This is a genomic window from Psychroserpens sp. BH13MA-6, assembly GCF_052983595.1.
In genome coordinates this window covers 189,615-210,700 of the sequence record NZ_JBRJGE010000002.1, presented here as the reverse complement: position 1 = coordinate 210,700, position 21,086 = coordinate 189,615, and the positions used below count along the sequence as shown (strand labels likewise).

General features: G+C 37.1%; 22 protein-coding genes. 7 read left to right on the top strand and 15 right to left on the bottom strand.

Annotated elements, in window-relative coordinates:
- The first annotated feature begins 55 nt into the window (after positions 1-55).
- Positions 56-1,294 carry an imidazolonepropionase gene (gene hutI / locus ACU8DI_RS05510; protein ID WP_447111753.1) on the top strand — a complete coding sequence of 413 codons (1,239 nt, stop codon included), beginning with the start codon at positions 56-58 and terminating at the stop codon, positions 1,292-1,294.
- 88 nt (positions 1,295-1,382) lie between these two features.
- On the opposite strand, the gene ACU8DI_RS05505 is transcribed toward hutI, so the two are convergent.
- Entirely contained in the window at positions 1,383-2,264 is an 882-nt protein-coding gene (locus ACU8DI_RS05505; protein WP_447111752.1) for a chromosome partitioning protein ParA, read from the bottom strand.
- Positions 2,265-2,375: 111 nt separating this feature from the next.
- Here ACU8DI_RS05505 and ACU8DI_RS05500 point away from each other — a divergent pair, with 111 nt between their 5' ends.
- Positions 2,376-3,398: a formimidoylglutamase gene (locus tag ACU8DI_RS05500; RefSeq protein WP_447111751.1), complete on the top strand. Its 1,023-nt coding sequence runs from the start codon at positions 2,376-2,378 to the stop codon at positions 3,396-3,398.
- A complete protein-coding gene (locus ACU8DI_RS05495; RefSeq protein ID WP_447111750.1) occupies positions 3,385-3,855 on the top strand; it encodes a GNAT family N-acetyltransferase in 471 nt (156 codons plus the stop codon). The genes ACU8DI_RS05500 and ACU8DI_RS05495 overlap by 14 nt, the downstream gene beginning before the upstream one ends.
- Here the strand turns inward: ACU8DI_RS05495 and ACU8DI_RS05490 are convergent.
- From ACU8DI_RS05490 to ACU8DI_RS05460, 7 genes are all read right to left on the bottom strand, one after another.
- Positions 3,841-4,341, bottom strand: a complete 501-nt coding sequence (locus ACU8DI_RS05490) for a hypothetical protein (RefSeq protein WP_447111749.1) — start codon at positions 4,339-4,341, stop codon at positions 3,841-3,843. The two genes, ACU8DI_RS05495 and ACU8DI_RS05490, sit on opposite strands and share 15 nt — an antisense overlap.
- A gap of 126 nt (positions 4,342-4,467) precedes the next feature.
- Complete coding sequence (locus ACU8DI_RS05485; protein WP_447111748.1) at positions 4,468-6,165, bottom strand: hypothetical protein; 1,698 nt, start codon at positions 6,163-6,165, stop codon at positions 4,468-4,470.
- A gap of 48 nt (positions 6,166-6,213) precedes the next feature.
- The gene (locus ACU8DI_RS05480) at positions 6,214-6,756 is read right to left on the bottom strand and encodes a hypothetical protein (RefSeq protein ID WP_447111747.1); all 543 of its coding nucleotides are present in this window, start codon (positions 6,754-6,756) and stop codon (positions 6,214-6,216) included.
- 47 nt (positions 6,757-6,803) lie between these two features.
- Positions 6,804-8,039, bottom strand: coding sequence for a DUF6638 family protein (locus ACU8DI_RS05475; protein WP_447111746.1), 1,236 nt, complete (start codon positions 8,037-8,039; stop codon positions 6,804-6,806).
- Positions 8,040-8,043: 4 nt separating this feature from the next.
- Positions 8,044-9,999, bottom strand: coding sequence for an AAA family ATPase (locus ACU8DI_RS05470; protein WP_447111745.1), 1,956 nt, complete (start codon positions 9,997-9,999; stop codon positions 8,044-8,046).
- A 44-nt stretch (positions 10,000-10,043) separates the two neighbouring features.
- A complete protein-coding gene (locus ACU8DI_RS05465; protein ID WP_447111744.1) occupies positions 10,044-11,090 on the bottom strand; it encodes a hypothetical protein in 1,047 nt (348 codons plus the stop codon).
- A 15-nt stretch (positions 11,091-11,105) separates the two neighbouring features.
- Entirely contained in the window at positions 11,106-11,663 is a 558-nt protein-coding gene (locus ACU8DI_RS05460) for a hypothetical protein (protein WP_447111743.1), read from the bottom strand.
- A gap of 52 nt (positions 11,664-11,715) precedes the next feature.
- Here ACU8DI_RS05460 and ACU8DI_RS05455 point away from each other — a divergent pair, with 52 nt between their 5' ends.
- Positions 11,716-11,925 (top strand): hypothetical protein, encoded by a 210-nt coding sequence (locus ACU8DI_RS05455; RefSeq protein WP_447111742.1) that lies wholly within the window; start codon positions 11,716-11,718, stop codon positions 11,923-11,925.
- A gap of 54 nt (positions 11,926-11,979) precedes the next feature.
- Here ACU8DI_RS05455 and ACU8DI_RS05450 read toward each other — a convergent pair whose 3' ends face one another.
- Positions 11,980-13,320, bottom strand: a complete 1,341-nt coding sequence (locus tag ACU8DI_RS05450) for a microtubule-binding protein (RefSeq protein WP_447111741.1) — start codon at positions 13,318-13,320, stop codon at positions 11,980-11,982.
- Positions 13,321-13,490: 170 nt separating this feature from the next.
- Here ACU8DI_RS05450 and ACU8DI_RS05445 point away from each other — a divergent pair, with 170 nt between their 5' ends.
- Positions 13,491-14,288 (top strand): MBL fold metallo-hydrolase, encoded by a 798-nt coding sequence (locus ACU8DI_RS05445; RefSeq protein WP_447111740.1) that lies wholly within the window; start codon positions 13,491-13,493, stop codon positions 14,286-14,288.
- Between the two features lie 105 nt (positions 14,289-14,393).
- Positions 14,394-14,624 carry a hypothetical protein gene (locus ACU8DI_RS05440; protein ID WP_447111739.1) on the top strand — a complete coding sequence of 77 codons (231 nt, stop codon included), beginning with the start codon at positions 14,394-14,396 and terminating at the stop codon, positions 14,622-14,624.
- A gap of 73 nt (positions 14,625-14,697) precedes the next feature.
- Here the strand turns inward: ACU8DI_RS05440 and ettA are convergent, their stop codons facing one another.
- From ettA to ACU8DI_RS05410, 6 genes are all read right to left on the bottom strand, one after another.
- On the bottom strand, positions 14,698-16,389 hold the full coding sequence (ettA, locus tag ACU8DI_RS05435) for an energy-dependent translational throttle protein EttA (RefSeq protein ID WP_447111738.1): 1,692 nt from the start codon (positions 16,387-16,389) through the stop codon (positions 14,698-14,700).
- Positions 16,389-16,571, bottom strand: a complete 183-nt coding sequence (locus tag ACU8DI_RS05430) for a CAL67264 family membrane protein (protein ID WP_447111737.1) — start codon at positions 16,569-16,571, stop codon at positions 16,389-16,391. The genes ettA and ACU8DI_RS05430 overlap by 1 nt, the downstream gene beginning before the upstream one ends.
- Positions 16,572-16,671: 100 nt before the next feature.
- Positions 16,672-17,388 carry a pirin family protein gene (locus tag ACU8DI_RS05425; RefSeq protein WP_447111736.1) on the bottom strand — a complete coding sequence of 239 codons (717 nt, stop codon included), beginning with the start codon at positions 17,386-17,388 and terminating at the stop codon, positions 16,672-16,674.
- 14 nt (positions 17,389-17,402) lie between these two features.
- Positions 17,403-18,275 (bottom strand): pirin family protein, encoded by an 873-nt coding sequence (locus ACU8DI_RS05420; protein ID WP_447111735.1) that lies wholly within the window; start codon positions 18,273-18,275, stop codon positions 17,403-17,405.
- Positions 18,276-18,325: 50 nt separating this feature from the next.
- Positions 18,326-18,763, bottom strand: coding sequence for a MarR family winged helix-turn-helix transcriptional regulator (locus tag ACU8DI_RS05415; RefSeq protein WP_447111734.1), 438 nt, complete (start codon positions 18,761-18,763; stop codon positions 18,326-18,328).
- Positions 18,764-18,774: 11 nt separating this feature from the next.
- Positions 18,775-19,308: an NADPH-dependent FMN reductase gene (locus tag ACU8DI_RS05410; protein WP_447111733.1), complete on the bottom strand. Its 534-nt coding sequence runs from the start codon at positions 19,306-19,308 to the stop codon at positions 18,775-18,777.
- Positions 19,309-19,453: 145 nt separating this feature from the next.
- Here ACU8DI_RS05410 and ACU8DI_RS05405 point away from each other — a divergent pair, with 145 nt between their 5' ends.
- Positions 19,454-21,082, top strand: coding sequence for an acyl-CoA carboxylase subunit beta (locus ACU8DI_RS05405; protein ID WP_447111732.1), 1,629 nt, complete (start codon positions 19,454-19,456; stop codon positions 21,080-21,082).
- Positions 21,083-21,086: the final 4 nt, after the last annotated feature.

Sequence of the window (21,086 nt, the reverse complement as noted above, 5' to 3'; positions counted from 1 at the left end):
AGTTTTCATTGTTTCCATAAATTTTTAAATTTATGATCTAGCAAACCAGCCTATTATGTCTATTCTAATAATTAATATCAAGGAATTACTACAAGTTAGAGATACCAATGTTACCATCGTTAAAGGTAGCGATATGAATATCCTTCCTGTTTTAAAAAATGCTTATCTTCTTATTGACCACGACACCATTGTAGAATATGGTTCTATGGATGAATACAGTGCGATTGAAGCTGACGAAGTAATTGACGCCTCAGGAAAAATTGTGTTGCCCACCTGGTGTGATTCCCACACTCACATTGTATATGCTGGAGACAGAACTCAAGAATTTGTAGATCGCATTAATGGATTATCCTACGAAGACATTGCCAATCGTGGTGGTGGTATTCTTAATTCTGCTGAAAAGCTCCAAAACACTTCAGAAGACGATCTATACAAACAAGCATCTGATCGTCTTCACGACGTTATCAAAATGGGAACTGGAGCTATCGAGATTAAATCAGGATATGGTCTTACCGTTGATGCCGAAATAAAAATGTTACGTGTCATTAAACGGCTAAAAAAAGATTTTCCAATTAAGGTAAAACCTACCTTGTTAGCAGCCCATGCCATTCCAAAAGCATATAAAGACAATAAAACAGCTTTTATAGATTTGGTGGTTAACGAGATGATTCCAAGAGTAGCCAAAGATAACCTAGCAGATTATATCGATGTTTTTTGTGAAAAGGGCTATTTTGATCTTGAGGATACCGAACGTGTTTTAAAAGCTGGATTAGCACATCGACTGACACCTAAAATACACGTGAATCAATTTAATGCGTTTGGTGGTGTTGAACTTGCCACCAAATATGACGCATTATCCGTTGATCACCTCGAAGAAATGAATCGCGAAGATATGAACGCACTAAAACATTCAAACACAATGCCAGTAGCCTTGCCTTCCTGTTCGTACTTTTTGAGTATTCCTTATACACCTGGAAGAGCCATCATTGATGCAGGCCTTCCCCTAGCCTTAGCCTCAGACTATAACCCTGGATCAACGCCAAGCGGAAATATGAATTTTGTAGTGTCTTCTGCCTGTATTAAAATGAAGCTGACACCCGAAGAAGCCATTAATGCAGCAACAATTAATGGAGCCTATGCCATGGGAATATCCAATATGTATGGTAGTATTTGTCGTGGTAAAAAAGCCAATCTGATTATCACTAAAGAAATTCCTAGTTATCAATACCTGCCTTATGCTTTCGGGAATAACCATATTGATACGGTTATTATCAACGGACAGAAATTTGAATAATCCAATGACGACGCAATGAACCATAAAAAAAACCCAAAAACTCACAAGAGTTTCCGGGTTTTCACCTAACCAATTTTATATTGATTTTTTATTTTAAAGTAAACTCAGAGGTTGAAACTAGCTCTTTGTTATTAAATACATTAACAACATAGCGACCTTTTTCAAATTCATCGTTTGGCGCGACAAATTCGCAAATATTCAAGTTTCTATTCTCATAATTGAACTTACTCACCAAACTGTAGTTTAATACAGTGTCTTCAAATTGAATTTGCTCATTGGCACCTAAGACGTTATTCTTTGGATCCAATACTTGAACATAAAGTTCTTTATCTCCTGCGCCTACCAATTTATTTTTAGCCACTGTGTAACAAACTCTAATTTTGTCACTTCGTTTAGCCCGTTCAGTAGGAATTAATTTCCCTGAACTTCTTTCAATTACACCAAATCCTTTTAAATCGGTAGTTTGCAATACAGCCGCATTTTCAACAACCTCGGCCAATTGTGTGTTTTGTACTAAAAGAGAATCTGTAAACACCGTTCTTTCAGCCAATTGTACAGTCGTACTATCTAAGGACGTTGCTAACAGTGAGTTTTCTACCTTTAACTTGTCATTTTCAGCTAACAACACATCCATTTCCTCTTGTAAAGCCAAGAATTTCTTCTTGTATCTCCAAAGACTATTTACACTATTTTGAGAAATTTTCAAAGAATCCATCAATCCTTGAATACGCTCTCTTGCCTCAAGCAAGTTTTCATTGGCAATTTCATTTTCGCCAATAGCCACATCATATTGCTTGGCCATTGTGCTTAAATCTGCCATCACTTGTTCCTTCTCTCTTGTGAGAGCCGCCTCATTTTCTTTTTTCTCATTGTACAATTTAGAAGTGTAAAAACCTGTTCCTAAAAATAATGCCAATAGAATTCCTAAAGCAATTTTTAAACCTGTACTCTTACTGTTTGAATTTTCCATAAGTTACTATTTGTTTATAGTTATTTTTTAACGTTAATTCTTTCAATTTAATTTGAAGCAGAACTTATAAAATCTGTACTTTTAATACATCAAAATTAATCAATTTTGTTCATGGAACACTTTAAACCTTTTACAAATTCAGAATTAAAAAGCATTCTGAACAAAAGAGCCAAAGAAACCAAATTTGGAGAACATATCTTATTGCTTCCGGACTTCAATGATATATACGAGCAACTGTTAAAATTAGATGTTACGTATGTAATTTTCGGTATCAAAGAGGACGTTGGAATCTTTGCAAACCTAGGAAATATAGGGGCTTACAGAACTTGGGACACAGCCATTAAATTTTTGTTAAACACACAGAGTAATGCTCACACGCAACCTCAAAAGGTCGCTATTTTAGGACATTTAGATTTCGAAAATTACCGCGAAAAGCTATCAAATCTAAATCCAAAAAAGAAAAAAGACCTTATGAAAGCACGAAAAAAAGTGTCTAAAATAGATACTGTCGTCACCTTCTTAGTCTCTCAGATTGTCAAAGCTGGTAAAATTCCTATTGTAATTGGTGGCGGACACAACAATGCCTACGGAGCTATTAAAGGGGCTTCTTTAGCACTAAAAAAACCCTTAAATGTGGTCAATTTTGATGCGCATCATGATTTTAGAGCAGAAGAAGGAAGACACAGTGGAAATGGCTTTAGCTATGCATTCTCTGAAGGTTTTTTAAAAAACTATTTTATTTTCGGGCTTCACGAAAACTATACATCTGAACAAATCTTCAAATCTCTCGATAAGATCAAAGAAGTTGATTACAATACATTTGAAGCCATCATGGTGAGAAAATCCCTAAAGTTCAAAACTGAAATGCAGCGCGCTGCAGATCATGTGAGTCATTCGTCTTTTGGCTTAGAGATTGATTGTGATGCCATTCAGAATATCCCAAGTAGTGCGATGACTCCTAGTGGGTTTTCAGTGACTAAAACACGTCAATTTGTAAATCACTTTGCTGCTTATGAACAAGTTACATATTTACATATTTGTGAAGCGGCTCCAACTATGGAAACAGATGCCCAAGTAGGGAAATTGATTAGCTATCTCATCACCGATTTTATAAGAGCGCATGAATCCCGTTAACATCATTCCTTTTGACAATCAGTACGCTGATGATTTTTACAAATTGAATATCGAGTGGTTATCTACTTATTTCTATGTTGAACCTTTTGACGAAAACGTTTTGAGTCGACCCAATACTTATATCATTAATAAAGGAGGTCATATATTTTTTGCGCAACGAGAATCCATAATTTTAGGAACTGTGGCCCTCATGCCAACAGCAAATCCGCTGGTATTTGAATTAACTAAAATGGCCGTCTTGCCTGATATGCGTGGTCAAAAAATAGGTCAAAAACTTTTAAAATTTTGTATTGCATTTGCCAAAAAACAACAGTGGGAAGCGCTCATGCTTTACTCTGCCACTAAATTAGAAAACGCTATCTATATCTATCGCAAATACGGCTTTAAAGAATTACCATTAGAAACGAATAGCCCATACAGAAGAAGTGATATTAAGATGGAATTACGGTTGAAGTGAGCTATTTAAATGTTGGTCTAATTCCAAGCAATAGTCGTTGTTATTGTCACATAGCGTACTCAAAACTTCTATCATTAATTGTTGCAATTGTTCGTTATCTGGTTGAATTTGATACGCCAAATTAAATTCTGAATAAGCACCAGTCATATTTTGGTCGTTTAAACGCTTTAATCCCGATCTCATCAAAAACTGAAATGCCTCTTGATTGGTAGTTTTGATGCGTGTCTCTTTTTGTTTTTGAACGTCTAAAGAGTAAGTCACCACTTCAGACGCTTTAAAATACATACTTATTAAAAATAACCCTATCAGTAAACAACTTAGGATTTCGGAAATCTGACTTTTATTTTCTGAAGGTTGTAATTTGAATTGACGTTGGTAAGTCGGTAATGTATTACATGAGGGTTTGCTTCTTCCTTTCGAAAAAGCTTTTCTTGGACCTTGTCTATAAATCCAAGTTGCCATACCAAAACCCATGTAACCTGCCATAATGCACTTTACTTATAAGTCTCAATATCTTAGGAAATGTTACATAGTCACAGCGCTATGCTTCTAAAATCTTAGATCTTTGATACCAAGTCGCACAAGTTGAATGCGATTTTTTATAACAATCAATTAATAGGAACTTCCGGTACTCTTCAGGGAATCTAATCGGCGTTGTAGTGCTTCTATTTCCTTGGCATTTTCATTAACCTTCGGAATCGCGGTTACGGAATCTATAACGCGCTGCAAATCGTCATCAGTGATTTCTTCTTGATAGAAATATCCAATGCCTTCACTAGCTCTCCATGCTTCACCTAATTGGTCGTAGACTTCCTTATCCCATGTGCTCGGATGTTTCACGTCAATCCATATAACATCCCGATATTCACTATCAATTAGCGCCAAATCTGGTGTTGCTGATCCATCAAATTGACCAGCCGCATTTTCTTTAATAGCTGAAATTGTTCCTAAGAAAAACAAGCGCTTGCGACCCGCAATATTTTTGATATAAGGTCGAAATTCTACAGGTTTATTGACCGACCAATCAAACTCTTTACGTGATTCGATCACCTTGAGAGGCATAGCTGAAACACCAGCATAGCCTTGCTTTTTAGCTGCGTGATCATAATAATACAGCTTATTAGTGCCATCAGCTGGTACAAACACACTATAGCTTAAGCTCGTACGTTCGTCACCCACAGGTTCTAATCCAAACCAATGATATAAGCCACTATAGGCATCGCTTTCAGAGCCTGCAAAATCAAAATCGGTAACAAAGGGTTGTTGATTTTGATCGTCAGGTAAGTCAGGAATTTTTACGGCAGTTTCCATATTCCATGGTAAAGGATCACTAAAACCACCGAGGAATTTTAACGATTCTGCTTGCAAACGCGATACTTTTTCTGCCAAGGTATTCTGTTTCGTGAGATACGGATAATTTGTCATTTCTTCAGGAGCAATATAGGTGCCCTTTCCTATGGTAATTCGCTCCAAATAATCATTAAAATCATGTTCGCCATTATCAATGATCATGACACCTCCGAACGTTGGGTACGGAAAGAAAAACCCTTTCCATTTAATCAAACTCACCACTTGCACCCATGCTCCTGAGTCGTTTTTCATATAAAACGTGTCGCTAGGCTCATAGTTAATAAGCATCCAAGGATTGAAACGTTGAACGACCGCATTATACGTGTTTCTACTAAATTTTAAGGATTCGCCTATTGAAAAGGTTACTGGAATCCGATTTTCTGCTGAAAATCTAGGGAAAGGTGTCGTACTCGATACGGCAAAGACTTCTTCTGTATTATCGCTAATTTGTTGAAAGGTATAATTTTCAGAAGGCTGAATGGCCATGGTCCATTTATTTTCATTATCTACTCGTACCAAATGCGGCAACGATACATCTTTCGTCTCTCCTACACTTTCATTAGCCATAGAAAATATGTTGCGAAGCGGTTGAATGCGCTCATTCTGTGTGAGTGGTAGTTCATTTATTTCGACCTTATTTAAATCTTTAAAGACATTATACGTTTTCATATAATCGTACATCCCTTGATTCCAACCTAATACATAAAGTAATGCGAAAAACACAAATAACAAGCCTAGAATGCCCAATCGTCTTCCTGTACTTGCTGAACTTCTAAACTTCTTGAGTCCGAAAAACAATACCAAACAGCTCAATAAAATGATAAAGATATATTTTCGAACAAATAACAAGGCTGGTTGATAATCATCACGTAAAACAAACAGCGCAATTAGCAAGATGAGTCCAGCGACGATGGTGATGGTTTTTTGTTTTTTTCCTTTATTCCAATACGATTTTATCATGCCTAAATATTAATAATTAATTTGACGAATGTGCTAAAGTTCGGAAAGCTACATTAAGCCTTTGTCCTTAAGTCGCTCACGAGCCGACTTTTCGTTGGGCTTGGTTTCAGGGGTGTTTTTGATTTCATCTTTGGCTTCTTCGACTGCTTTGTTATCCTTATTCTTCAAATCGTCAATAAAGTCTTTTCCTTTTTCTACAACATGCTCAAATTTATCCTCTAAGGAATCCCCTTGTTCTTCAATCACCTTCGTAGATTTAATCACAAAATTCGCGATGTAAGTTCCTAATAAACTCCCTGCTGCAAATGAAGCAAATGCAGAAATTCCGTAATAACTTGAAAACACATTAATTGGCGTCAAAAATTCCAGAATCAAAGCTGCTACCAAAACCAAAACCACAATGAATAGCAGTCGAGGAATGAAGCTTCGTTTATATACGAAACCTTTCGGATTATCCGGACTCATTTGTAACTCCTTACTATTCATCATCTTGTTGACAAATCGATAAGCGCCATTGCCATTCGATTCTCTCCAGTAGAGGAAAATTCCGAAAAGTACTGCTGCAATAAAAATAATCAAATCTGTTCCCATAATGTGTGGTTTAAATTAGAACCCTTTATAAAGTTAGTCTAAATTTCCTAAATATTGTTACGAATGGTTTCTATAACCCAATCCTTCAGCGAATCGTCCCAAGTTTGATATTGCTTATAAAATTCAACTTTATCGTACCAATATAAGAACAGGACATCTTTAGGAGCGATATTCACCAATAGTTTCCAAATCAAATCTTGATGCTTCGGATGCAAACTAGAGTGTGGTTCATGCATCGCCTGAAATAAATCTTCATCGACAATATCAGATATTTTATACTGGTTACTCGTTTCCAATTTTTCGAGATAGCGTTCTACACTCATGACTTTCTTTCGCGTCTCAATATCTACTTTGTTCAAATAACTCTTAAATAGCAGAGGATCATTTAAAATATCTCGAATCGGGTGCTGTGTACTAGACAGGTGTTTCGCAAATTCAAATTTCTTGATCCGTTCGTAGCGACTTGTTTTAACAATAGCTTCTAGATCGTAAGAAATAATAATGTGGTCTCGCAACTTTGCTACGAGTTCTGGTTGTGAAATATGAAAAATAAATACATCGTGAAGAGTGTCTTTAATCGCTTCTTTATACCACTTCATATCTTCAAATACAACAATTGGTGAAATAAAATCCCGAAGTACATAGACACCACCAAATGATTTCGTATAGAACGAATCGGTCACAAAGTTCACCGATTGCAAATTGAGATCACGCTCACGCAAATCACCATATTTATTGGCCGACTCCAACAGTTGTTTATGGATATCTTCATCAATAAAATTATTCCCCTGCTTAAATTTTTCAATCAATAACAATTGGTCTTCTCTCACATGATCCAATTTATCAATTAAATGGAATTTGATAGTGACGATATGATATTTCAGAACATCCAAAGGTTCATAAAACGCATCAATGCTTTGATCAAAATCTATACATATCGCCGAATCTCTTGTAATATCATTAATCTTATCGCCATGCGTTTTAAACACCTGTTGCATCATATCTCTATCAAATGTGTGATAAGGCGAATAGACTGGCTTTTTGTTCTGTAGAGGTGAAATGATGATGCCGTGCGGATTAGATTCACCATTACACAAGTAGTTGTCATCTCCTTTTTCCTCGGCCACTTCTGGACTCCAACCAATGCCATCTATTGAAAAACTTGAGAGTTTTGTTTCCGTGAATCCTAACTTTTTTAGGCACTTATTATAGCGTTCAACAAGCTTTCCTGAAACAGGAATGAGTTCACTTCGATATAAATTTGCAGCTTTAAGCTTATTCATAGTATTAGTTTCCAAACTGTTCTCTAGCCTCTAAGTCAATTTTTAATTGATTCACCCTTGCATCTACTTTACGTTTAAAATCGGTGTCTGCAATGGTGGCCACATTATCTAAATAACGCACGACTTCTTGTCGGCGAATTTCAGAAAAATCCAAACCTTTCATATTGGAACGCATTAATTCCTGAAGCATATGAAACTTGGTCTCATAATCCTTCTTAAAATAGATCTCAGGATTTTCAAACCAGTCTTCTTCCAAATCAAAATCGGTGAGACGCAAGGACACTGCACTTTGTATATTACGCACATCTCTCGAGGAAAAAAACGGAAAAATCTTCTGTATTTCTTTGTAAAGGTTAGCATAAAACAAATGCTGATTCGATTTAAAATGCTGTTCTACTTTGTTATAGACTTCTAAAACTCGTTCTTCAGTTGGCTTGTCTGAGACTTTTAGAATTTCACCCATATTTTTTGCCAAGCCTTGATCTTGTAGATAACTGTAATTTTCAGGACCTTGCATATTCACAAAATTTGGCATGGTATCGTCCAGCTTTCGCCACCAAAGATGATCTTGGTCTAGGAAGTCATGTTCGGTACGAGCACCATCAATTTTGAATCGCCCTTGCACTCTCGAAATAACCGCTTTATCTAACATTTCTGGAAGATTTGTAAATAAACCAATAGAGCTATTTCCATAATTCACGGCATAAGCGCCTTCTGTATATCGCAGAAAGACACCAATAACTTCTTTTACACCCGCAGAAACGCCTTGTGCTGTTCGCTCCTGTAGGTTGTTTTCGGCATCATCAATGGGTGCAAAAATTAGTTTGGATGGATCTTGTAAAGGCTTCATCCAATCTACCATTTTTTCGGCAGAACCACCTTGAAATGTCGATATCAATGTATCAGGCATTGGATGGAATAAAAAAGGAATATCTAGTTGGTCACAGTGCTCCTTTAAACGTGTCGCAATTGCAGCGATCAACATACTCTTTCCAGTTCCAGGAATTCCGTAGCCCATAAATACAGGCATAAAACCACCAAGCTCCTGAAATGGATTCTTCTTTGCTGTAAAATCATAACTCAATAGCCGTTCTGTTAAACGTCGGGCAAAATGCTTAGCATCTCTGTTACCCACAATTTGTTCAAACTGAATCTTATTAAATTCGACACTTTTTGCGGCACCTTGAAAGATATTATCCCAACCGGATACAGCAAATTCTGATTGCTCTAATTTATAAGTACGATCGACAATCGTTTCGGTATATTCCAAACTGCTTTTACGCATTTGAATCTCTGCAATCAAGGCTTCAAAATATACCACAGTAAAATCTACAACGTCCTTATCGGATTTGATAATTTCGGGATGTCCCAAATATTTATCATAATAGAACAATGCACAGGATATGCCTTTTAAAGGCGTCATAAGCGAGACTTCTGGAATGCCTGCAAATTTATTTTTCATGACACTCAAGTCATCCGAAGCCATGGTTTTTAAATCGTGAAGTATTTTATAGGCTGTGGCGAATAACATAAATGCCGTAGCCGTTTGCATTTTACTCTCGTATTCACGTTTACCAGAGCTGTCTAAAGCTGTTTTATTTTCTGATAAACTTGATAGACCAGACGCATCGTAATAGCTATCCTTAATCCAAATACCAAGCGTAATTCCTTCTTGTACTGCATAAAGCGTTTGATTGAGATGCATAGGAATCGCAATAGACTCAGGCAATAAGCGTTTTTTAAGTTCTAGAATCGTTTTGGACACCGATGTCACTTCTGAGTTACCGTTTCCTTTAGCACGAGACAAGTAAAGTAAAATCGACTCGTCCTTAGCGTCTTTATCTTTATTTTTAGCACGTTGCCCTTGTTCCCATTGAATACTTTTGATGTAAGAAGTAGCTTCATCACGAAGCATATCCAATTCGTTTTGTTTGATGGGAAATGTTGAGTTGTGTTCCATTCGTTAATTAATCATTGGTCGTTTCGGTTAAACCTACTGAAACTTTAGTTGTTTATTTTTAAATCTGCCAATTGAATAGGCGCTTTAGCTAACTTATTCATGACTTCTGGTGTTTTATTATACAATAGCTGTATGATGCGATGTGGCGCAAAAACATAGCGCTGCTTCATGATAGCATTCCACTTTTGAAAGACTTGCTTATTAAAAAAACTTCCTTCTTTAAATTCACTTTTAGAGCGTACTTCATCAATTTTAAATGAAATAGCATAGGATTCCAATGGAATAGTTTTTTGTGCTATCCCTTCCAAAATGGCGTGCGTCACTTTGTTCTCGTCTTTAGCAAATACGTTGTGAATGGGGCCTAAATCTACACGTTTTACCAATTTAGGCATGACTTTAGGCAATCGCTTATCAATGGCATACGCCATAGTGTCTAAGGCTAACTCCCTATCTGCAACCGTTTTGAGTGCGTAATAAATGTCTTCTCTATCTTTTTGAACATTACTGCCATCATAATTAAAATACATATAGCATACAAAAGGCCTATTATGAGACACTTCGTAAAAACTCCAGCTTACCATATATTCACCTGGTGCCTCCTGAGGCGCTTCCATTATTTTACCTTGGACAAAGCGGTTGAATATATATTCCTTTTTTGCAGACGAGTAATAAACAATCGACGCTGCCTGAAATAATTTGCGTTTTGAAATGGGTTCTTTTCTTCTTAACAGGGTATCTAAAAACTCCTCTTTCAAGGTATCGATACTTGTTAATTTACCAAGATATTCCTCTCGCAGTTCCAAATCATTGAACAAATACCGAAATTCTAAATAATTAGGAAACCCGGAATCTGTAAGATCTACCTTCATATGTTCTTCATCATCGTACATATATTTGATTCTCATCGCCTCTATAGAATACAGCAATAGGTCGCTGTATTGCTTAAACAAACGGATTTCAGGATCATTTAATAATTGATTTTGCTGAACAGCGACAATCAATTCCTTCAGTGTAAAGTCTATCATTTTATGATAGAACACATACTGCTCCTTGGAATCCAATATCGCCGAATCTAAAGGGGTTACAATCATTTGATTTATTAATTATTAAAATCTTATTGGTGCTAGCGTCGTTTTCGTCGCGATGAAGTGAAATTCACGTTCCAAATCATATTTAAGTCGTTTAACACTGCGTCTCATTATGAGAAAAGGAATTCCAAACATGAAAGCGGCATGAAGCAAAATGAAAGGTGCTAAAAACAACGGTGCATCATCCGTCCCTACAGACACTAAGAATCCTAAGAGAAATAATACATAAAAAATAGAAATCATGATATAAAACAACTTCAATCCAGTGTTAAAGCCTGATATTTCCATCTCAATCATGAGTGTATCTGATGCTTGCCTAAAGCGTCCTGTTGCTATGGCCATATTCATTTTTGAGTCGAAGAAGCGTCGTCGTCGTTTCAATTTGAAACCTTGGTCATCTACTTGCCCTTTATACTCATTTTTACTTGATGAAAAAACCTCAAAGACATCAGAAAAATAACCGAGATCAGATGGATCCACATGACTTTGCAAACGATTCACAAAGTCTGATTTAGTAGTGTCTAACGCCAACGTACATTGATCTATCAGTTTGTATTTTCTAAGGACGTTCTGCATGTTTTTGATTCCGGATTTTACCGATTTAAAAATTAAAGGTTTCGTTACAAACATGTGTTTTAGTCACAATGGTCTCTCCATGTGCACCATTGGTGGTTTTCTCGGTTATGTGACAAGTCTTATGATCGTTGGAAATAAATATAAATCCCAATGCCACGAAGACCATAAAAAAGAAACCTATTACATACTTGTTGGTACTATTCATAGCGAAATTTGCGTTAAGGATGGAGCTATTGTGGAGCTCCACGACGTGAGCGACTAGCGAGAGCCTGACCCGCTTTTGAGTGAATCAAAAGCGGGAAACGCCATCATTATGTTAAGACAACAAATCGTCGTCGTTAGCTTCTGGTTTAGCTTCACCTTCTGGCTCACCACCATCTGAAGGCGCGTTAGGATCTGCTTTATAATACTCGTCGAAAATCTCTTTCATATCGATTCCATATCGGTCAGCGAAATTCTTTTGAATTTCAGAATCCTTTGATCTAATTTCCTTTAAAGCCTCAGCATAACTACCATAAACCCCTTGCATCACTTTTTCATGAACTGGAATATTATCCATCATTTCCTGGCGTGCTTTCGCACTAGCCGTGTGCATTGCCGCAAGTGTTTCGCCAATATGCTCGTCTGTTTTTACACCAAGATGCTCTAGAATTGCGGCAAACTCTTGGTCTGTTCTGGCCTTTAACGCCACCACATAACCGTCGTAGTATTTTAAACGCTCATCGGTATCACTCTTAAGTTTCGCCCGATGCGTTTGTAAGTTGCTACGTAAAGATGTGAGTACTTTTATGGTTAGATTATGCTTGTGAACAAAACTATCTTTTGACGCTGCAAGTGTGGTATAGGCATTCTTAAGTCCTTCTAACTCTTCCACTTTTTGTTCCAATTGCGTGACACGCTCAAGTGCTTCGGAATACTCCGTAGATTGCTTATCCGCTACCTCCTCTAGTGCTTGACGCGCTTGTTTTAGTAGGGCATATTGTTCTTCTAATTGCGCTTCAACTTGCTTTTTCTTTTCTAAGGCTTTGGTATGATTATTACTCGCTTCAACAATGGCAGTCTTCAAACTTTCCTCCACTTCTTTGATTTCCAATTCACGATCTTTCAAACGTTTAACCGCAGCTTGGCTTTTAAATGATAATTCATTCAAAAGGGTTTGGACATCAGCATTTTCAATACGCTGTTGAAATAAGGCCTTTGCTTTATTATCTGCTGCATCACGCTCTTTTTGTGCATTTCGCAATTCTTCTTCAGCCTTTTTGATCTTCGTTTTTCTTCCCCAAAGATTATTCCACCAAGTATCTGGCGTATTATTAGCATCTTCTAATTCCACTTTGGCACGTTCCAAACGTTTGATAGCATCATCAATAATTTTTTGTTCAGCGGCATTTAAGGCTGAAAAACCTTCGAACATGATACCAACTTCATCTTGATAATCGGTCAAATCTTTTATCGCATCCAATAAAGTTGACCTGTCCTTCTCGGCCATATCTACAACATTATCTAAGGTGGCGTTTAAGATTTTCTGACGACTTTCAGGATCATCTTCTTGTGCTAGTTTCGATTTCATCTGGTCAATGGCTTTTCCCCAATTGACATCTACTTTCTCTGTTTTCTCGTTGGAATTGGTTTCTAATAAATCAAAATCATCAGACATATTATGTGGTGTGTTAAGGTTGAACAATAATTCGGACAAGCAATTTCGTTAAAAAATATGGTTTTTAAAACTTAATCCCTGTAAATTATCAGTAGTAAAACTTAATATTTTGTTACAAACTTTACGAACTAAACATTTGTATTTATCTTTAGGTTAAAATAATTATAACTATGAAACATTTAAACATTATTATTCTAGGGATCTGTATCATTTTGAGTTCTTGTAAATCTGAAAAAAAGGATCAAATGGCTAGTGACAACCAAGTAAATGAGACTGACGTTGCCGTCTCAACTGACATGAAAAAAGAGCCTTTAGACATCACACCCATTTCTCATGCGACCATGGTTATGCGTCATGGAGAAGACCTGATCTATGTAGATCCAACTGGAGGCGCTGAGGCTTTTAGCGCATTTGAAGCTCCTGAATATGTCTTAATTACGGATATCCATGGTGATCATTATCACCAAGAAACCTTACAAGCATTGGATTTATCGGCTTCAACGGTCATCGCTCCTACAGCTGTGATTGAAAAATTACCAGAAGACTTAAAGATTGGTACCGTTGTCGCTATGGATAATGGGACGACAAAAACTTTTGACGATTTTGAAATCGAAGCAATTCCGATGTATAACTTACGTGAGGAAGCCTTGAAATTTCACCCAAAAGGACGTGGTAATGGTTATGTGCTAACTATTGGCGGCGAACGCATCTATATTTCTGGAGACACAGAGGACATACCAGAAATGCGAAACTTAACCGATATTGACAAGGCCTTTGTATGTATGAATTTACCGTATACCATGACGGTTGACAAAGCCGCAGAAGCCGTGCTTGAGTTCAAACCGAAAACGGTGTATCCTTACCATTATAGAGGTACTGATGGGCTTAGTGATGTAGGCAAATTTAAAACTTTAGTTAACCAAGGTGATGATTCGATAGAGGTTGTACAATGGGACTGGTACCAATAAAAAACACCTTTTTTATCGATTAAGTGTAACTTTTTATAGATAAATAACATTTTAATTAAATATTGTTGTATATTTGAACTCCAAATCATTGTAAACTGAAGTCAAATGCTAACCACTTATATATCAAATATCTCACTTGTTAGTACAATACAATTAACCATTGTACTGATTGTGACTGCATCGATATTCATTGTATTTATTGCTATTGCAATTATTAAGATGTATCGACTAAAGGCTGAAAACAAACGTCTGACTGACAGTAGTTTTTACAAAAAAGAAGTGGAACAAAGTTATCAGGATTTTACTGATGGCCATTTATATGATAATAACAATTAATCACTACGTGATGACATGAATAAAAAAAAAGACAGCAAATGCTGTCTTTTTTTTTATTCATTATTAGTTTAGTTTAACGAACCAATTTTTTATACTTTATTCGTTTAGGCATAAGATCACCTCCTAAACGCTTCTTTTTATTTTCTTCGTAATCAGAGAAACTACCTTCAAAGAAATAAACTTGACTATCACCTTCAAAAGCGAGAATGTGCGTACAAATACGATCTAAAAACCATCTATCGTGGGAAATGACCACCGCACAGCCAGCGAAATTTTCTAAACCTTCCTCTAAAGCTCTTAACGTATTAACATCCAAATCGTTGGTAGGCTCATCTAAAAGCAAGACATTACCTTCTTCTTTTAAGGTCATCGCCAGATGTAAACGGTTTCGTTCACCACCAGACAATAATTTTACCTTTTTGTTCTGCTCACTTCCAGAAAAATTAAAGCGACTTAAATAGGCTCTCGAATTGACCTGCTTGCCTCCCATCATGACGAGTTCTTGCTCATCGCTAAAGTTTTGCCAAATGGTTTTTTCTTGATCTATATTTGAATGCGACTGATCTACATAGGCTATTTTAGCAGTCTCTCCTACTATAAACTCACCTTTATCTGGAGTTTCTTCTCCCATAATCATTCTGAAAATGGTAGTTTTTCCAGCACCATTGGGTCCAATAACGCCAACAATACCTGCTTGTGGCAGGTTGAAGTTTAAATCTTCATACAGCAATTTATCACCATAAGCTTTACTCACACCTTTGGCTTGAATTACGTTGGTTCCCAATCGCGGTCCATTAGGGATATAGATCTCTAGCTTTTCATCCAATTGCTTTTGGTCCTGGCTCATCAATTTGTCGTAATTTTTCAAACGTGCCTTTTGCTTTGTCTGTCTTCCTTTAGCACCTTGACGTACCCATTCTAGCTCACGCTCTAATGTTTTTTGTCGCTTAGAAGCTGTTTTACTCTCTTGCGCCATTCGCTTCGATTTTTGATCTAGCCATGACGAATAATTGCCTTTCCACGGGATGCCTTCACCTCTATCCAACTCTAAAATCCACCCAGCGACGTTATCTAAAAAGTATCTATCGTGCGTCACCGCAATTACTGTTCCTTTGTACTGAGCCAAATGATGTTCTAACCAGTGAACCGATTCAGCATCAAGGTGGTTGGTAGGCTCATCCAACAATAACACATCAGGCTCTTGTAATAACAGCCTACAAAGTGCCACGCGACGTCTTTCTCCACCAGATAACACGCCAATTTTCTTATCGCCATCAGGCGTTCTCAAAGCGTCCATGGCAATTTCCAATTTGGTATCTAATTCCCACGCATTGGCCGCATCAATCTGATCTTGAAGTTCCGCTTGACGATTCATCAGTTTTTCCATTTTATCTGGATTACTATAAACTTCCTCCAATCCGAACTGATCATTTATCTTATTGTATTCATCGAGTATAGCGACGGTTTCAGAAGCACCTTCGCGCACCACCTCCATAACGGTTTTCTCATCATCAAGCTGTGGTTCTTGTTCTAAATAGCCCACGGAATACCCTGGAGAAAACACCACATCACCTTGATAGTTCTTATCAACACCGGCAATGATTTTCAACAACGTGGATTTACCAGAACCATTCAATCCAAGAATACCAATCTTAGCACCATAGAAGAAGCTTAGGTAAATATTTTTAAGGACTGGAGTATTGGCAGATTGAAATGTCTTTGTCACTCCAGACATTGAGAAAATTACTTTTTTATCATCACTCATTATACGCGTCCTTTTAATGCATTAAACACCCAAGCTACAGCGAAAAAGCCTATGCCAACAGCTGCAAATCCCCATCCAGCTACATCATCGTATCTGAAGGCGCCAAGCGCTATTAAACCTAATCCTACTATTATCATAATCGTGGTAGCCCAAGCCAACACCGTATTTTTGTTCATTGCCATAATTCATTATTTTTTAAGGGAATTACAAATATCGCATTTTTAAACGAAATTAAAGCATCCTATAAAAGAATGCTTTGATGCTATAAATCCATTGTCACAATTAACTCATAGGAACTTCAATAATGATTAATTCCGATGTTGTGTCGGCATTGATCTGTACTTGTTCTGTTTCATAAATACCCAATGCGTCTCTCGAATTTAAAGCAATCTCTCCAATCTTTATATCTCCTTCAACCACAAAAACATAAAATCCATGATTGTTGGATGAGCTCGTTAATTCAATCGAGCTTCTTGCATCTAAGGACGTTCTGTAAATGTAAGCTTGTTGACTAATAGGAAGCGCATTGCTTAAATTTTTATCCTTAGGCGCAACAACCAATTGTAATTGATTCTTCTTTCCTTCTGAAGGAAAATTTCGTTGCTCGTAATGAGGCGTTACATCTTTTTCTTGCGGTATGATCCACAATTGCAAAAAATTAACAGCATCGGTTGGACTGTCATTAAATTCAGAATGCGTCAACCCTGTTCCTGCACTCATCACTTGTACTTCTCCAACCTCAATAGCGCGTTTGTTTCCCATACTATCTTTGTGGGACAAAGCACCTGTAAGCGGTATCGAAATGATTTCCATATTCTGATGAGGGTGTGTTCCGAAGCCCATTTTAGGCTGTACAACATCATCATTCAAAACACGTAGTGCTCCAAAATTCATACGTTCTGGATTGTGATAATTGGCGAAGCTAAAAGAATGATGGGATTTTAACCAACCATGATTGGCGTAACCTCTCGAATTTGCTTTATGCAGTATTGTTTTCATTATATCTTATTTTATTAATTCACTGGAAGAAATCCCATTTTGCCCATTTGATAGTCTCTCATGGCTTCCATAATTTCTGTTTGTGTATTCATGACGTACGGACCATAGGTCGCTACTGGTTCATTAAAAGGTACTCCTGATAAGAATAGTAATAAACTATCAGCTTCAGCTTTCAGAGTAAACCCTTCGCCATCCTGATTAAATTGTATCAGTTGCGACCCATCCAATTCTAACATCTCGTTCTCATTAATACGAACTTTTCCTTTTAATAGGTACAGAAGTCCTTGATGTGTATCGGGAAAAGGGATGCTTTCAGTTCCTCCAGATTTGGCATCGATCATAAAGGCATTGACAGGCGTCTGGGTCGCTATCCTTCCGTGTTTGCTGTCTAAGGTTCCAGCAATTACCTTGGTAACCACCTTCTTATCTTCTGAAATTACTTTGTGAAAATCCTCATGCTTCTCATGTTGGTAATTTGCAGATATCATTTTTTTTGAAGCTGGCAAGTTCAGCCAAAGCTGAATCCCTTCAATGATGCCTCCTTTTTTTACAAATTCATTAGTGGGTTTCTCGGCATGAATAATGCCACGTCCTGCAGTTGTCCATTGCACATCTCCAGCCTTAACCACACTTTCATGCCCTAGAGAATCTCGGTGTAATTGCTCGCCTTGAACGAGAAACGTCACAGGCTCAAATCCTCTATGAGGATGTGGTCCAAGATCAAATGGATTGTGGGTTTCTGAAATTTCATACGGACCATAATGATGCAACAACACAAATGGATCTATCATATCTATTTGTCGTGTAGGCAATGGTTGACGTAACCTGATGGGTCCCATATTCACAAAGTCACTGGTTCCTATATTTTTTATGGTATTCCTTTTCATATTGATTGTATTTTATTAGTTTCCATGGAAACTATTCGGTTAAAAAAAGCTCATCTCATTTTATCGAGAAGGTCACTCAATTGTTTGGCTTCTTCTTCTGATAAATTTTTCAGCATATCTTTATTGAAATTGCTAGGAATGGCTGCTAATAAGTCTTGTCCTTTCTTGGTAATTTCAATTTTCACTACACGTCTGTCATGCTCTGATGGCAAACGTTGTATCAATTTTTTAGCACAAAGTTTATCCATTAAGCGTGTGGCATTTGGTGAGCGTTCAAGCATTCTATCTTTTATAGTTTGTACGTTCAACGCATCGTTCGCACCATTGAGTATTCTCAAAATATTATACTGTTGTGGTGAAATCCCGTAGTCTTTGAAAAATTCGTTTTGACAACTTGAAATCCAATTGGCTGTATAGATAATATTCAGAAATGCTTTGACTTTCTGATTTTCGAACTTTGAATTGATATCTTTTGCTAAATCACCCATCACTATATTATTTATAATAAAGCATCTTCAAACTGTTGAATTTCCTCAAGTAATTGCTCATTTAATTCCTCATTACTGATTTTACCATTGTCAAAATTGTCATCAAATGACGGCAATGAAAACTTGCCAGTTATATTGGCAGCGTGATACGGAAAACGACTCATAGCAATTTGCAATACGGATTGTCCGCCTCTTGCCCCTGGCGATGCCGCCATTAATAACATTGGCTTATCATAGAATGTTTTAGATTCAATTCTAGACATCCAGTCAAATAAATTTTTAAAGGCAGTGGTATACGCTCCATTGTGCTCTGCTAATGAAATAATCAAACCATCAGCGTTTTTAATATGTTCTAAAAATTTATGAGCATTTTCAGGAATCCCATGAGCTTTTTCTTTATCAATACCATACATTGGTAATTCAAAGTCGTTCAGATCCAAAATGGTAATCTCCGCATCCGTTAGCAATGTTGAAGCATAAGTTGCGAGTTGTTTATTAATTGAACTACGACTGTTACTCCCTGCAAAAACGACAATATTTCTCATAAATTTTAATGTTATTAATTTTAAGCAAATATACGCCATTAGCATTTATTTTCCAAGGAATATATTTCCTAGTCATATTTTTTAACAAAATATTCACTTTATAATCCGTCGTGGGTTTTGTAATTTCGTGGAAATTAATAACGCCATGGATTTAAACTTCAATAAAAACGAAGACCACAATAAATTACTCCTTTCAGATTTAAAAAAACGCCTTGCCAAAGTCAAATTAGGTGGCGGTGAAAAGCGGATTGAAAAGCATCACGCAAAAGGAAAAATGACAGCAAGAGAACGCGTAGATTATTTGCTCGATAGTAAGAAACCTAGTGTAGAAATAGGCGCTTTCGCCGGAGAAGACATGTACAAAGAGCATGGCGGATGTCCTTCTGGTGGTGTCGTCGTCAAAATAGGCTATGTAAGTGGTAAACAGTGTATTGTTGTCGCCAATGATGCGACTGTTAAAGCAGGCGCTTGGTTTCCAATTACTGGAAAAAAGAACTTACGAGCGCAAGAAATTGCCATTGAAAACCGATTACCTATCATTTATTTGGTAGACTCTGCCGGTGTTTATTTACCGATGCAGGATGAAATCTTTCCAGATAAGGAACATTTCGGTAGAATATTCAGAAATAATGCGGTTATGAGCAGTATGGGAATTACTCAGATAGCAGCAGTTATGGGAAGTTGTGTAGCAGGTGGTGCTTACCTTCCTATTATGAGTGATGAAGCCCTCATCGTTGATAAAACTGGTAGTATCTTTTTGGCAGGAAGTTATTTGGTTAAAGCAGCGATTGGTGAAACCATAGACAACGAAACCTTGGGAGGTGCTACAACCCATTGTGAAATTTCTGGTGTCACAGATTACAAAGCGAAAGATGATAAAGACGCCTTGGAAACTATTCAGCGTTTGATGGATAAAATTGGTGATTATGATCAAGCTGGTTTTAATAGATCTGAAGCAAAAAAACCTAAAGACAATCCTGATGATATTTTTGGTATTCTACCACGTTCTAGAGCAGATCAATACGATATGAAAGAGATCATCAAACGTTTAGTAGACGACAGTGAATTTGATGAATACAAAGAAGGCTATGGTCAAACAATCATAACGGCTTATGCAAGAATAGATGGTTGGGCCGTTGGTATTGTAGCCAATCAGCGTAAATTAGTTAAAACCAAAAAAGGCGAAATGCAGTTTGGTGGTGTTATTTATAACGATAGTGCTGATAAAGCGACGCGTTTTATTGCCAATTGTAACCAAAAGAAAATTCCGCTTGTCTTTCTTCAAGATGTTACGGGATTCATGGTTGGTAGTAAATCGGAACATGGTGGCATTATAAAAGATGGTGCTAAAATGGTGAATGCTGTTAGTAATTCCGTAGTACCAAAATTCACGATTGTCATTGGCAATAGTTATGGTGCTGGAAATTACGCCATGTGCGGTAAGGCCTATGATCCGAGGCTTATTGTAGCTTGGCCGAGTGCCGAATTGGCTGTTATGAGTGGCAATAGTGCTGCCAAAGTACTTTTGCAAATTGAAAAAGCATCTCTAGAAAAGCAAGGTGAAAAAATAACAGCAGAGAAAGAAAAGGAATTATTTGACAAGATCAAAAACAGATACGATAATCAAGTATCACCCTATTATGCGGCAGCACGAATTTGGACGGATGCTGTGATTAATCCTTTAGATACGCGAACATGGATTAGCATGGGTATAGAAGCTGCCAATCACGCACCTATTGAAAAGCCTTTCAACATGGGTGTGTTACAGGTATAGCGAC